The organism is Nostoc sp., from assembly GCF_036919615.1.
In the GTDB taxonomy this organism is placed as follows: domain Bacteria; phylum Cyanobacteriota; class Cyanobacteriia; order Cyanobacteriales; family Nostocaceae; genus Nostoc.
The window spans coordinates 153,125-168,128 of sequence record NZ_JBALCN010000046.1 but is presented as its reverse complement, the minus strand read 5'-3'; the positions used below and the strand labels follow the sequence as shown (position 1 = coordinate 168,128).

The window sequence follows — 15,004 nt, the reverse complement described above, 5'->3', positions numbered from 1 at the left end:
CATGGAAATCACCTTCGCTGACGGCAAACTGCAAAACCTATGCGAACAACAAAAGTTAGCAAAAACAAACTTGGGTGCAAACTGTGCCAAGAAATTAAGAACCCAGTTGGCTATTCTTGGTGCTGCTAGTTGTGTCACAGAATTAGTTAGAGGTCATCCCCATCCCTTAAAAGGAGATAGGGCAGGTAGAATTTGCAGTAAACCTGGAAGGTGGTAAACGACTTGTATTTAAGCCAGATAACGACCCCATCCCCCTTACCGAGGATGGAAGCATTGATTGGTCAAAAGTTACTGCTGTTTGTATTATTTTCATTGGAGATTACCATGACTAAGACAACCCGACCATTCACTCCAGATTGGGTATCTTCTCCCGGTGATGCCATCGCTGATTTATTAGAAGAGCGTGATTGGACACAGGCACAATTAGCAGACCGATTAGGCTACACCACCAAACATATCAGCCTACTGATCAACGGCAAAGCACCTATCAATGAAGAAACAGCCCTGAAGCTAGAACGAGTTATGGGTAGTACAGCAGCATTCTGGCTCAGATATGAAGCTCAATATCGCGCCGCTTTGGCAAGGAAAGAAGAAGAAAACCGTTTAAATGAGTGGACATCTTGGTTAGATCAGTTACCAGTTAAAGACTTGATGAACCAAGGTGTAATTCCTAAGTGCCGTTTAATTGCCAAGAATAAGCCTGGTTTGGTAAAAAAGTTACTGCAATTTTTCGGTGTTGCCTCGCCGTCAGATTGGCAGAATTATTATGCAGGTATGGAAGGTGCTTTTCGTCGGACACGGGAAGAGCAAAGTGATGTTGGTGCTATTTCCACTTGGTTACGGTTAGGGGAAATAACAGCAGAAAAACTAGACTGTCCCAAGTACAGTAAACCAAAATTTAAAAAGGCAGTGCGGGAAATTCGCACTTTGACGGTGTTACCGCCAGAGGAATTTGAACCACAAATGCAAAAGCTGTGTCAGAAAGCAGGGGTTGTGCTTGTTTTAGTACCATCAATCAAGAGAGCGCATGTCAGTGGTGTCGCCCGGTGGTTAAACCCGCATAAGGCACTGATTCAACTTTCGCTTTCCGGTAAAACTAATGACCGTTTCTGGTTTAATTTTTTCCATGAAGCAGCACATATTTTGCTACATGAGAAGGAAAATATTTTTCTCGATGAATGCAATAGTGGGGAAAGTTTGAAATCGGAGCCGGAACGCCAAGCAGATCAATGGTCGCGGGAATTTTTGATTCCATCTGAGTATCAGGGGGAATTAGCAAAGCTTAAATCTGAAACTGATGTGATTGATTTTGCGGAACGTATCGGTATTCATCCTGCTATTGTTGTGGGTCGGCTGCAACATGATCATCTAATTGATCCGTCTTGGATGAATGGTTTAAAGGTGAGTTTGCATTTTCAAGGCATAGAATCAGCAGACGATAATCCAAACCGATATGTTAAAAATAGGGTAGAAATGTGTGAAGTTTAGCGGACTACCGAGAATTTTTGCTTTTGGGTAATAGAATATTTTGCACAAAGCGATCGCGTCCTGCTGTCTTTGCTTGATACAACGCCCCATCCGCTACGGTAATCATTTCTTCCAAGTCAGAACTCGGCTGAGGAATTAGTGTAGTGAACCCGACACTAATGGTAACATGAGGACTAACTTGGGAATTTTTATGAGGAATTGCTAGGGTTCGGACAGCATGGCAAATTCTGTCGGCAACATGAGTTGCCCCCTCAGTGTCTGTGTTAGGTAAAATCACAGCAAACTCTTCTCCACCATAACGGGCAACTAGGTCTCCAGGACGTTTAATAATATCTTTGATGGCTTGAGCAATTTCTTGAAGACAGCGATCGCCTACCCGATGACCATAGGTATCGTTATATAATTTGAAGAAATCTACATCGCAAAGAATCAGGGAAAGAGACTGTTGATCGCGTTTCATACGCTGCCACTCTTGGTTAAAATACTCTTCAAACCGTCGGCGGTTAGCTACTTGAGTTAATCCATCGATAGTAACTAATCGCTGCAATTCCAAGTTAACGGCTTCCAGTTTTTGCTGTAACTGAGATTGCTGAATCAAGCGTTTTACCCGTTGTCGCAAAACTGGCCAGTGAATCGGTTTGTTAACATAATCCATTGCCCCCACTTCAAATGCACGGTCAACTGACTCTTCATCTTCAAGTCCTGTAATCATTAAAACTGGAGTGTGCTTGCTATAATCAAAACGCTGTAACTGAGTGCAACACTCAAACCCATCCATATCCGGCATTATGGCATCAAGGAGTACTATATCAGGGTGCAGTTGGTTAAAAACTGTTATTGCCTCTATGCCATTTTGAGCTTCTGCTATTTGATACCCTTCCCGCTCCAAGAAATGTCGCAATATCAGGCGGATAAAAGGTTCATCATCAACAATTAGAACTAAAGATTTACTTTCTTGAGCATTGGCTTTCATGGTACTTCCTTCACAAGTTCTTTTTGTAAGGCAGTTTTAACTTGTTCGTATTCCTGATATAGTTGTGAGAGCAATTCTAGGCTGTTTTCTAATTTACTCCTGTGTCCTTGTGCTTCTAACACCTTACAAAGCTGCGCCAGAGCGATCGCTCCAACAGAAGCACTGCTGGACTTGAGTTGGTGGGCTGTCTTCCATATAGTCTGGGTATCCTCAGTTGTGATAGCTATACTAATATCTTGCATCAGTCTCGGTGTCTCTGTAAGATAATACTCAATCACTTCAGCAAATGCCACACGATCTCCTGTGACTATATTCCGCAAGGATTGGAGAACTTTAGGATCAATTTTGGCGGTTTTGAATGTCTGGTTTTGCTCTGACTGAAGGATATTTTGCTCAGGTTGCAATTCTAAGCTGATCATTTTACCAAGTTTTACTATGGAAGTGAATTCAGAACTTCTTTGGGGTAGACATTTGCTGAGTGCCTGAGCTAAATCTTGAAGCTGAATAGGTTTGCTAATGTAGTCATCCATACCAGCAGCAAGACAGATTTCGCGATCGCCTCGCATTGCATTGGCAGTTATGGCGATGATATGGGGACGAAAACCTACTTCCCATTCTTGACAGATTTTCCGAGTTGCTTCTAACCCATCCATTTCAGGCATATGGACATCCATCAACACTACGTCATAAGGCTGTTTTTGCAAGGCCTTGAGCACTTCTAGCCCATTGGTTACGACATCTGCCCCATAACCCATTTTCTGTAGCATCAGTAAAACAACTTTCTGATTGACAACGGTGTCCTCTGCCAGAAGAATTTGTAGTGGCAGTCGATGGGCCAAATGCTGATCAACCAAGGGAAAATGAGAAATACTGGCTTGGAGCGGCTCATTACCCAAAACACGAGTAATAACATCGTAGAGTTGAGACTGTTTGACCGGTTTACTCAAAGAGGCAGCAAACTGGACATCATTAAAGTCAGAGGAAGTTTCTACTTTACCCAAAGAAGTCAGAATCACCAAAGGCAGATTTTGACAACCAGATTGCTTGCGGATTTGACGAGCGAGGGTTACCCCATCCATTTCCGGCATTTGCATATCTAAAATGGCAATATCAAACTGTGTTCCCTGGGCAAGTTCAGCTAAAGCTTCTTGACCAGATTTAGCAGCATAAGTTTCCATCTTCCAAGACTCTGCTTGCAAGCTGAGAATTTGGCGATTGGTCAGATTGTCATCCACAATCAACAGTCGCTTGGACGTAAGCTGCACAGGCGAAGTGCTTAATTCAGCTTGTTCTAATTGAGCAGCCACTTTGCTAGTAATGGTGAAGTAGAATGTTGAACCTTGGGAAGAGTCAGGAGATGAGAATAGTTTTCCACTTTCCCATCTAGGGCTAGGATTGCCGCCGACAAACCCCTGGCTTTCCACCCAAAGGGTGCCACCCATCATCTTACTTAACCGCTTGCTGATCACCAATCCTAGCCCTGTACCGCCATATCGTCGAGTCATGGAGACATCAGCCTGAGTGAAGGGTTGAAATAATCGCTCTATCTTCTCTGGTGCGATGCCAATACCTGTATCTTTGATGGCAAATTGAATTTCGTAGAGAAATTGCTCTTTGACAACAGGTATCGGAGACTGGGAAGAAGTTTCTTTATCCAAATCAAGAGTCCCCAGTTCAACAAAAAGTACCACTTCTCCGTTTTCAGTAAACTTTATAGCATTGTTCAGGAGGTTCATCAAGACTTGACGCAGACGAGTCAAATCGCCGATGATCTGAGTGGGAACTTGCGCCTGGATCAGGTAAGTTAGTTCGATATCCTTTTGGGCAGCTTTAGGAGCTAAAAGAAAAATAGCCTGCTCCACACAAGCTCTCAAATCAAAAGGCTGTTCTTCTAATTCCAATTTGCCCGACTCAATTTTGGAAAAATCTAGAATATCGTTGATGATCGTGAGCAAAGCATCTCCGCTACTGCGAACTGTTTCCACAAAGTCTTGCTGTTCAAGGGTGAGGTTAGTATACAGCAGTAAATCAGTCATACCAATAACACCATTCATTGGAGTCCGAATTTCGTGGCTCATCATCGCCAAAAACTCACTTTTTGCCCGATTCGCGGCTTCTGCCTGACGTTTTGCCCGTTCCAAAGCAAAGTTTTTCAAGGTAAGTTCTTCACGTTGGCGCGTTTCTTGTTCCAGTAAGTGAGCCTGTGCTAGAGCAATACCCAGTTGAGCCGCCACTGCTTCTAGTAATTCGATTTCATCTTGTGTCCACTGGCGAAAATAGCTGCACTGATGTAAGCAGATCGCACCATTGGGTTCTCCTTGATAGGAGGTGCGGATTGCCAGCATAGACTTCAGCCTCATTTCTCGGCAGATAGGCTCAGTCACTTGAAGTAAAGAATCAACGTACACATCACAAGAAGCGATCGCACTTTCTTGGGCCATCATCTGCTCGGCATGAGGATTGTTAGTTATGGGAACTTCCAATTTCAACATGGAGCAATAACCAGGAAGTATATTATACTCTGCTACTAGGGGAATTCGGGGAGTGGGGTCGCTAATGTAAGAATGAATCAAACAGCGATCAGATCCAAATGCTTGTCCAATTTGGGTAGCAGCCGTCTGAAAGATTTTGCTAGTATCAAGACTTTGACGAATTTCCTGAGTAATTTGTTCAAGTAGTAGGGTGCGATGCAATTGCCTTTGCAGCGCCTCTTTAGCTCGTTTGTTTTCGGTAATGTCGTGATTGATGCCAACAGTGGCAACAGTTTGCCCCTGTTCATCCTGTAAAGATACTACGGTTGTTTCGCAAATTCCCTCACTGCCATCTTTGCGAATAAAGTGTATTTCCCCTGACCAGCGTCCTTGCTGGTTGACTCTTGACAAAATTTTGGCGCTTAATGTTGCAGCTACTTCCGGCTGATGCAAAATACTGGGATGTTTAGTCAAAATCTCGGCTTTGGTATAGCCAAACATGCTTTCGGCAGCAGGATTCCAGTCAATAATATTTCCGGTTAAATCTGTGATAATTACGCCATCATGCATGTTTTCAAAGGTGAGGGCTTGCCGCCGCAGACTGGCTTCGGCAAGCTTGCGTAAGCTAATATCTGTCTGAATACCAATGAAGTGGCTTAACTTGCCATTTTCGTCATGGATAGGAGAAATACTCAATTCATTCCAAAACAAAGTGCCATCTTTGCGATAGTTGCGGAGAACAACTTTACAACTTCTTCCAGCTTGAATAGATGACCGCAATTCATTGAGTACTGGTTGCTGGCTATCTGTGCGTTGCAAAAATCGACAGTTTTGCCCAATCACATCAGTAGCACTGTAGCCTGTTATTTGCTCAAAGGCAGCGTTGACGTAAATAACCGGATTATAGGCGAGTCTGGCATCGGCAATAATAATTCCATTACTGGTAGCAGCAAGTGCCCTCTCCCTCAGCCTCAAGGTTTCTTCAACCAGCTTCAAATCAGTAATGTCAAACATAAACCCCCTCAGCATAGTAGGAGTTCCTGCTTGGTGAACTACGCTAACAACGTTTCGCAGCCAAACAACTCGCCCATTGGCTGCTAACATTCGGTATTCTAATTCATGATTCTCACACCTAGCAGTTGCTTCTTGGCAAAAACGAACAGATTTTTCTCGGTCATGTGGATGTAGATGATTAACCCAAAAATTTTCCTCGTACCACTCTGCGATCGGATAATTTAGCAAGTCTACTGCTTGCGGTCCAACGTAAATAAATCGCCAAGTCTTCAAGTCTAATTCCCAAGGGATGACTTTGACAGTTTCTAGTAACTGTCGCAAACCATTTTCGCTGGTGCGGAGGGTAAATTCTACCTGTTTCTGCTCAAAAATTCTGTGAGTTAACTCTTGATTTATTGCTGTTATCTGTTGGTTACTTGCTCTCATCGCCAAGGTAAAATAGATTGATAATGTCAGCGTGACAATAACCAATACCCCTGCAATCAATACTAATTGTGTTAATAATCCTGGAATTTGGATTAAGAGTCTGTGCCAGAGTCGGACTACAAAGATTAAGAAGATTATCCCCAGCAATAGCAATAGTAATTCTCGTTTGCAGACAAATTTCACAGTTTTGAACCAGTCATGTCGGTGCTGTTTGACCACTTATTAACCCTCCAGCACTTTCAGTGTTTATTGCACTAACTTTTACTTTTAAGTAATTTAAAATATCAATAGCAAGGGGGCAATTACGGAATTTACTTTTCAGTAAAATTTTCGGATATAATCTTGGTCGAAAAACTTAATAACTTCTGGTTATAATTACCGTTTTTTGATAGCAGTAAATAGTCCCTACTAATACACTGTGGCGTCAGTTTGTCTACCTTTAACAAGGGGATTTTGCCCCAAGTCTTGTTAATTGAGATGATAAGTGGATTTACGCCGTGCCGTACTAGTACATCGGGTGCATATCAAGGATAAAGGTCTATATGGTCGTTGGCAACATCCAGAATTTTTAAGTGAAGCGTGAAAATTGCAATCTGGAGTTGTAAACGATGTCTTTGAGGGGCTACGCCTACGCATTTTTAATTCTTTTATCATGCCTTAACTTTACCACAAATGCGTAGACATTCAGAGGCAGGCTTCCTGTACCCCTACTTTTAAGCAAGCTACACCCATGATCACAAGAAAAGGGTAGTGGGGATTAAAAGCAAGGGTTAAAGGGATTGAATTTTCTTTTTCCCCTTAACCCTTCCCGTTTCACCACAAAAGTGCAAAAGTCCCTTTTGCAAGAGATACTTATTAACAGAGTGAGCATAAAACGCCCGTTATGCGAACACAATTCAGAACGAAAATCTCTTTCCCTGTTCCCTGTCACCTATAAGCTGTTCCCTATTTTCAAGATAGGTTTATCGCCTATACTTATACTTTAAATCACAGCTTCTTGGCGTTGACAATCAAAAACAACCATGTAAGAAGCATTTGGTATTTCCTGAGGGAGGTGCCGCATATAGCCATCGGCATCAGAACGGGTGCGGAAGCGAGCAACAATTTCCTGTTGCGTATTAGGAAGTAGACGAGCGATCGCCCAAGAATTGAGGCGTTCTTTATAGGCAATAGCCTGATTGTCTGATTTGGAAGCTTTGTTATCCGTATTTTCTGGCATAATTATGTTATCCGTATGAAGTTTCATCAAGGGCGTTAATTAGTTTCTAGGTAGGAATGCACTAACGCTTTTTTTAATGCTGCTGCCACCTTGTTATTCGATTATTTATAGATTGTCAACACTTAGCGCTATATTTTAGACCAACTAAGTTGAAACTTTCGGGTGGCTCTGAATCTCAAAGCCTTAATTTGCAATTGTTTCCAGGACACAACAATGCTCAACCAGAAACTTTGGCAATTATTGGGTTTGCATGATTTGTATGCATACACATAAGTAAAGTCCGTATCAGTGGTCTAATGAGCATTAATGTCTAAAAAAATACTATTAATATCTCAAGAAAAAATGAACAATAACGTGCGTAAAATTAATGGGCGCGGACACACTTTTAATTTTCTATAAGTGCGATCAGTAAAACTATATTGGGAGCATTTATGTTTTTTTATAGTTAGTTTATAACACTTAAAATTTCAGAATTTCTTTAAATATTTTTATATCTCAAAGTTCTCAAAGCACTTGAAAACGAGAATAACAGAGAAAAATATTGATTTTGATTTTGATTGGAGGCGGAGCAACTGCTGCTCCGCTCTTGAATTCTTCTTCAATTCTACCTATCTCTTCACCACTCCTTATCTAGTAGGGATTCAAATTCAGCTTGTAAGGCAGTTATATCCGCCAATCTTGCGACTAGTAAATTATCTTTACCAGCATCACTTAAACGTACTTTCCAATAACGAATACTGTCTGAGTTGTTCAACCAAAACTGAATCACAGTATCCACCACTTGATCTAGATTCCAACCCCACTTTCCTGGAACTAATTCCACCGATTCTAGAAACGTATCTAGTGTACACGTATACATTCCTAAATATTCCACGCCTTGGTGGAGTGGTTTTTGCCCATTTTGCTGTTGATGATTAAAAAACTGCAAAAGTGGAGATACTCCGACAATATCAAAAGTGTATTTCATGCTAATACTCTCAGTTTTAAATTACTTGCAGTAAAGCTTTAGTTTTTTTAATATAATGTCTGATAAGTAATTAAAGCATCTAGAAAAAGTATAGTTTTGGTCTATATCATAGGCATTAAACCCCAGTCACAAATTAGCACTAACAAGCCGAGAGTGCTAATGTTTATTTAATGTTTAAATTATTAAGAATGTTTTCAATTTATTATTTTCAAGTGGAATTGATTGTCTCGTTAAGAGTCTCTGACTAGAAATGCCTAAATGAGAGGCTCCGCCTCAAAACTAGCGGCAGAGCTGCAATGAAAGAGTATTTCCAGCCTCTGGCTGGAAACGAGATTTTAAAGGATTTCTGGTATAAATTGCTGCGTTCGATTAAATCGGGTTATTCTTTCTCGATTGACCGTCCCAACAAAGTAAAGAAGTAAGATATTTGTATCGATTAAAATTCCCTTTTGGTGATAACGACGAATTAGGGAATTAATCACATCTTTCATACTTGTCTAATTTTCATTGCTTCTACTTCGCCAGTTTGAGAATTTACCTTAAAAAATTTATATTCTCGTTCATACAACACATGGATAGAAGCAAGAGAGATAGGAATTAAGTCTTCCAATCGGTTTTTAGGAGGTTTTTTAGGAATATCAAACCCTAAAGTAATCAACCAGAAGCTTTATCTTCAGAAAGTTCAACTTCTTCAAGTCTCAAATCTCCTAATGAAGAACCCATCATTTCTTGTAGGGATTTTATGTATTCATAAGCAGCATTCACTGCTGTTTTGATATCAATCATAATCTTGGTTGCTCCCTGACTTAATTTGCCAATTTAATAGCAATATGCTTGGGTTAAGGCTAAAACTCTTTGTCAAAGTCAATTTTTTTAACGTAGACGCATTCGCGGAGCGTCTCGTAGAGAAGCGGCTTGCCGCAGGGGCGCAGAGAAGCCAGTGCGTTGGGCGGGTTCCCCGACTTGAAGCAACTGGCGCGACACAGAGAGAAGGAAGAAATTCTTAACTGAACTTTATTGAATTTAATACCTTTTTATAGTAATTTATCTTTGGCTACTGGTAATAGTCTCAACCTAGCCAGGATTCTAGTATGAAGCATCCAAGTGGATGACTTCTAAGCCTAAAATGGTTCCCAGTTCGCGGGCTAGGGTAGATTTACCAGCACCCCCAGAACCAATAATTAAGATTTTCTTCACCTTAGGTTTGCATCTTCCTTTTCAAGTTGAAAATGGTAAGCATTACTCACCCAAATAACCGTCTTCAGGGCAACTCAATACGCCGCTACAATAGTATCACTAGAAGGATTATTGCCCAAATATTGATATTATGACCACTGTTACGACCGTAAAAACTGAGTATGAAGCGATTATTGGTCTAGAAACCCATTGTCAGCTGAGTACCAATACCAAGATTTTCTCTAATAGCTCTACGGCATTCGGTGCTGACCCCAATACTAACATTGACCCGGTTTGTATGGGTTTACCTGGGGTCTTACCTGTACTCAATGAAAAAGTATTAGAATACGCCGTCAAGGCTGGTTTGGCACTAAATTGTCAAATCGCTAAGTATAGCAAATTTGATCGTAAACAGTATTTTTATCCGGATTTACCCAAAAATTACCAAATTTCTCAATATGATCTACCGATCGCAGAACATGGTTGGTTAGAAATTGAGTTGGTGGATGCTGAGGGTAACCCCATTCGCAAACGTATTGGGATTACGCGTCTGCATATGGAGGAAGATGCTGGAAAATTGGTTCATGCAGGCAGCGATCGCCTTTCCGGTTCTTCCTATTCTCTGGTAGACTACAATCGCGCAGGTATACCATTAGTGGAAATTGTCTCAGAACCTGACCTGCGTTCTGGACTAGAAGCTGCTGAATATGCCGAAGAGTTGCGCCGAATTGTGCGGTATCTCGGCGTGAGTGACGGCAATATGCAAGAAGGATCTCTGCGTTGTGATGTCAACATTTCTGTGCGTCCGGTAGGGCGAGAGGAGTTTGGCACCAAGGTAGAAATTAAAAACATGAACTCGTTCAACGCCATCCAACGGGCGATTGACTACGAAATTGAGCGCCAAATTGCGGCAATCGAAGCAGGCAATCGCATTATCTTAGAAACTCGTCTGTGGGAAGAAGGCACTCAACGCACAATTAGTATGCGGGTGAAAGAAGGTTCAAGCGATTACCGCTACTTCCCCGAACCAGATTTAGCACCAATTGAGGTGTCAGATGCCCAATTAGAGCAATGGCGCAGCGAATTACCAGAATTACCAGCCCAAAAACGCCATCATTATGAAAGTGAGTTGGGGCTTTCGGCTTATGATGCACGAGTGTTAACAGAAGATCATCCAGTAGCAGAATATTTTGAAACTGCGATCGCATCTGGAGCAAATCCGAAAGCTGCTGCAAACTGGATCACTCAAGATATCGCAGCCCACCTCAATAAGCAAAAACTCAGTATTACTGAAATTGCCCTGACTCCCACCAATCTTGCAGATATCATCACTCGCATTGAAACGGGCAAAATTAGCAATGCTCAAGCTAAAGAAAAGCTGCCAGATTTGCTCAGTGGTATTTCTCCTGAAAAAGCCTTTGCTGGTCAAGAGTTAATCACCGATCCTAGTGTACTTGAACCCATCGTTGATGAAGTCATAGCCGCCAATTCCAAAGAATTAGAAAAGTATCGCAATGGTAACACCAACCTCAAAGGTTTCTTTGTCGGACAAGTTCTGAAAAAGACAGGCAAACGTGCTGATCCTAAGCTGACTAATGAATTGGTGGAGAAAAAACTGAACGCCTAATAGTCTGTCAAGTCAACAATGCTTGGTGAAAGGGGCGGGGGAGTAAGAATTTTAGATTTTAGACTTCAGCAACTCTTAGAGACGCTGCGCGTAGCTTGCTTCTCCGTAGGAGTACGCTCAGTCGAACGATTTTAGATTTTAGATTAAATTTCAATCTAAAAGACGCTCGCAGACTCGCTAACACTACGCTATCATCAATCCAAAATCCAAAATTGAATTGCCCAATGCCCCAAGTAAGTATTTTCCCGGTGCTTCTTCACAGAATCTTCACATAAAAACTGGTGGTAACCCGCATACCTAAAATGATATGCTGTGGTAAGTAGATGCACCCTGATGATCTGGAGAGCTGCCTAAGTAGCTCTCTTTTTTATTTTATTTTAGTGGTATTTACGAATAACCTCATAATATTATTAGAAATAATTTAAAAAAATAAGTATTAACCCTTAGATAAGAAATAATAAAGTGTAGTAAATAGATGCACACTGATGATCTGGAGAACGACCTAAGTGGCTCTCCTTATTTTTGCTTTTGTCTTTCGTCATAAGAAAGGTAAAAACAATTATGCCAATCGCCAACTGGTGCATTATTATTGCCATCAGTAAATAAACTCACAACAAAAGGGACTGGGGAGCAGGGGGAGAATAATAACTCCTAACTCCTGTACAGACGCGATTAATCGCGTCTCAACTCCTAACTCCTAACTCAGCACTCTTCCAAAGCACAAATTGAATCCAACTTGATAGTTGTAAGAAAGTATAGCAAAGTGGCTCAGTTAGTAGATATTCCACCGTGCAAATACTCTGATTTAATTCCACCGTTTGATTTTACAGGGAGTCAAGTATGGAAACAGCAGATGTCATTATCATCGGTAGTGGTCAGGGAGGTGTGCCTCTGGCCGCTGACTTTGCCAAAGAAGGCCGTAAGGTTGTTTTGTTTGAAAGAGACATACTGGGTGGTAGTTGTATCAATTATGGCTGCACCCCTTCTAAAGCGTTTTTAGCAGCCGCTCATGCTGCGGGTCGTGTTCGTCAAGCTAAGGATTTAGGGATATATGCTCAAGTTGAGGTTGATTTTCCGGCTGTGATGGAGCGGGTACGTTCAATTCGCAATAGCTGGCATCAAGGAGTTGATAAACGCTTGCATGAAGCAGGAGTGAGGGTGGTGTATGCAGAAGCATCCTTTACTGGGGAGCGAACAGTTACAGGCAGTAATGTCATCGTTCAAGCACCATTGGTCGTTATTAATACAGGTACATCGGCTGCCATACCTAACATTCCCGGTTTAGCAGGCACACCTTACTTAACAAACCGCAATTTCTTTGACTTACAAAAGTTGCCACCACGGCTACTCGTCATTGGTGCTGGTTACATTAGTTTGGAACTTGGACAGGGATTAGCACGTTTGGGTAGTGAAACACACATAATTGTGCGAGGCTCACGCCTCCTGGATCATGAAGAGCCTGATGTGAGTGAAACTTTAGCAGAAGCTCTAAAGCGAGATGGCATTCAAATTCACTTTCATGTCAATACTGAGAAAGTTATTTACAACGATAATGTGTTTACTCTGAAATTAGATAATGGTCAGGAACTCCAAGGTGAGGCACTGTTGATTGCAACTGGACGCAAGCCAAACACCAGTGCTTTGAATGTGGTAGCCACAGGTGTTGAGCTCAATGAACAAGGTTATGTTAAAGTTGACGAGCAATTTCGGACAACATGCTCAGATGTATATGCGATCGCAGATGTTGCTCAACAGCCTGCCTTCACCCATGTTTCTTGGGAAGATTATCGGCGTCTAAAGGCTATCTTGCGTGGTGAGAATCGGACTCGCAACGACCGTGTGTTAGGTTATGCCATATATACTGAGCCACAAGTTGGACGGGTTGGAATGACAATTGCAAACGCTCATGAAAAGGGGATTAATGCTCGCTACGTGACCCTGCCAATGTCCGATATTGCTCGTGCTATTGAGTGGGGGCATGATTTAGGCTTTTACCGAATGGTAATAGATACAGAAACTGATCAGATTTTAGGAGCAACATTGGTTGGTTATGAAGCGGCTGAGATCGTGCATGTATTTCTGTCGCTTATGGAAGCAGGAGCAACTTGGCAATTATTGGAAAAATCTGTTCACATTCATCCTACTTATGGCGAAGCATTGCCCAGTCTTGCACGGTTATTTATTGAATAATTGGCGTTGCTGAATCAGAATATGAATCTAGGACTAGCCCTTTCAAGGTGGGTGGAAATCTTAGTCCATAAATTCTTCTTTAACCTCTTATCTCTGTGTTCTCTGTCCCCTACGGTTAAATAAATTACTTTTAAACCGCTCCAGGCACAGAGAGCGCTGAGAAAAACAATCTTATTTTATGAGTCACCTTGAAAGGGCTAGTCATAGAATCATGCGATTGCCCTTCATGCACTGCCCTTGCAGGCCTACACTATTAAAAATCCTCAGTAGTGTTATCTACTGCCCCAAGCTACCAGTGCAGGACTTGGACGTGACTTTGGCAGCTTGGGTTCAGCAAGTGGGGCAATAGGCAGTTCTTGCTGGAGGTAGGAGGTAGAAACCTTTATATCTAATGCGTGAGTCCTGCATTTTGTACTTACTTAAAAAGCAAACTGCTGTATTAAATGCCAGCATTGTTGTGAGCATCCGGCTTTGTTGCTCCCATATATCGTAACGTAATCCTTTGCTCCTCCCTATTCACAAAACCCACACCCCACAAGCATCGTTTCTCTTGGGAATCTCCTATGTGCTTCGGCATTCGCTCATACTATACTCACCCTTTATGAGGAACTTGTGTGCTGTAATAGAGTGAAGAGTTAAACTCTCTTCTAATGATCAGTTCTCACTTGTATAATTGCAAATATGCCTTCTATTACCTACAATCGCACCGACAGCCAGCAGCCACAAAGCATTACCATTGAAGGTTATGTTGTCCGTCCAGGATTACATATTCTCACCTACGAGCAACTCAAGTTGCTGCGAGAGCAAACACAGCACCATTCTCAGCTTGAATCTCTAGTGAGCCAAGGTGTGATTAAGTTGACTGGCTAATAGCTTTACTATAAAATTGATTCGATTAATCGTGGCCGGGTCAATGCTCTCCTTTGACAATGGGTAGACGCTCCAAGCGGTAACTCAGGAGACATCGCCATTATAGATACTGCGGTTGCTCTCACCAAACATTAGCAATCATCAGCACAGCCAAGTTCACATAACTATACCATCACTCCCAACACCACGGCTTTGGACAACCGCATCTCGAAGGAATTGTCGAGTTCTTCCCCAGCAATCTCCCCTGCTACTCCACCCACAGCAACATACGCTCTCCCCTACCTTTGGGTGAACAGCAGTACTACACCCGACAACCTCCGACATCACCAGCCAGCATTCGGTCATGCGCTTTGTAATTTTGGTAGGAGCCAAAAGCTTGCTGTGACTGGACTGTTGTTTATGAGCGTCACCGATAGTGTTAGCGTTCCTTGCACGTCTGGTAGAGAAGCGGTAGCGAGTCTTCTTTCAAAGGGAGACGCCAAGGGCGAACGAGCGTCACAGCCTGCCTTTGACATCGCATTGCCCCGATAACTGGCGATAGGGTACGCCGACAGATGGGGAGGAGGCAGGGGGGTGCGATCGC

At 42.3% G+C, this 15,004-nt stretch carries 11 protein-coding genes; 6 read left to right on the top strand and 5 right to left on the bottom strand.

The genetic code is table 11. From position 1 onward, the window contains the following. Nucleotide 1: 1 nt before the first annotated feature. Complete coding sequence (locus tag V7K48_RS15275) at nucleotides 2-217, top strand: hypothetical protein (protein WP_335073788.1); 216 nt, start codon at nucleotides 2-4, stop codon at nucleotides 215-217. A 107-nt stretch (nucleotides 218-324) separates the two neighbouring features. After that, nucleotides 325-1,488 carry a helix-turn-helix domain-containing protein gene (locus tag V7K48_RS15270; RefSeq protein WP_335073786.1) on the top strand — a complete coding sequence of 388 codons (1,164 nt, stop codon included), beginning with the start codon at nucleotides 325-327 and terminating at the stop codon, nucleotides 1,486-1,488. A gap of 4 nt (nucleotides 1,489-1,492) precedes the next feature. Here the strand turns inward: V7K48_RS15270 and V7K48_RS15265 are convergent, their stop codons facing one another. From V7K48_RS15265 to V7K48_RS15245, 5 genes are all read right to left on the bottom strand, one after another. Next, entirely contained in the window at nucleotides 1,493-2,461 is a 969-nt protein-coding gene (locus V7K48_RS15265; protein WP_335073784.1) for a PleD family two-component system response regulator, read from the bottom strand. Further along, nucleotides 2,458-6,591: a PAS domain S-box protein gene (locus V7K48_RS15260; RefSeq protein ID WP_335073781.1), complete on the bottom strand. Its 4,134-nt coding sequence runs from the start codon at nucleotides 6,589-6,591 to the stop codon at nucleotides 2,458-2,460. The genes V7K48_RS15265 and V7K48_RS15260 overlap by 4 nt, the downstream gene beginning before the upstream one ends. Nucleotides 6,592-7,354: 763 nt before the next feature. Next, nucleotides 7,355-7,591 carry a hypothetical protein gene (locus V7K48_RS15255; RefSeq protein ID WP_334711485.1) on the bottom strand — a complete coding sequence of 79 codons (237 nt, stop codon included), beginning with the start codon at nucleotides 7,589-7,591 and terminating at the stop codon, nucleotides 7,355-7,357. 616 nt (nucleotides 7,592-8,207) lie between these two features. Continuing rightward, on the bottom strand, nucleotides 8,208-8,558 hold the full coding sequence (locus V7K48_RS15250; RefSeq protein ID WP_335073779.1) for a hypothetical protein: 351 nt from the start codon (nucleotides 8,556-8,558) through the stop codon (nucleotides 8,208-8,210). A gap of 654 nt (nucleotides 8,559-9,212) precedes the next feature. Then, a complete protein-coding gene (locus V7K48_RS15245; protein WP_335073777.1) occupies nucleotides 9,213-9,344 on the bottom strand; it encodes a hypothetical protein in 132 nt (43 codons plus the stop codon). 541 nt (nucleotides 9,345-9,885) lie between these two features. On the opposite strand from V7K48_RS15245, the gene gatB reads away from it, so the two are divergent. The 4 genes from gatB to V7K48_RS15225 all read left to right on the top strand — a co-directional run bounded on the left by gatB (nucleotide 9,886) and on the right by V7K48_RS15225 (nucleotide 14,952). Next, nucleotides 9,886-11,361, top strand: coding sequence for an Asp-tRNA(Asn)/Glu-tRNA(Gln) amidotransferase subunit GatB (gene gatB, locus V7K48_RS15240; RefSeq protein WP_335073775.1), 1,476 nt, complete (start codon nucleotides 9,886-9,888; stop codon nucleotides 11,359-11,361). An 840-nt stretch (nucleotides 11,362-12,201) separates the two neighbouring features. After that, nucleotides 12,202-13,551: an FAD-dependent oxidoreductase gene (locus V7K48_RS15235; protein ID WP_335073773.1), complete on the top strand. Its 1,350-nt coding sequence runs from the start codon at nucleotides 12,202-12,204 to the stop codon at nucleotides 13,549-13,551. 681 nt (nucleotides 13,552-14,232) lie between these two features. Next, entirely contained in the window at nucleotides 14,233-14,421 is a 189-nt protein-coding gene (locus V7K48_RS15230) for a hypothetical protein (RefSeq protein ID WP_335073771.1), read from the top strand. 192 nt (nucleotides 14,422-14,613) lie between these two features. Then, nucleotides 14,614-14,952 (top strand): hypothetical protein, encoded by a 339-nt coding sequence (locus V7K48_RS15225; protein WP_335073769.1) that lies wholly within the window; start codon nucleotides 14,614-14,616, stop codon nucleotides 14,950-14,952. Nucleotides 14,953-15,004: the final 52 nt, after the last annotated feature.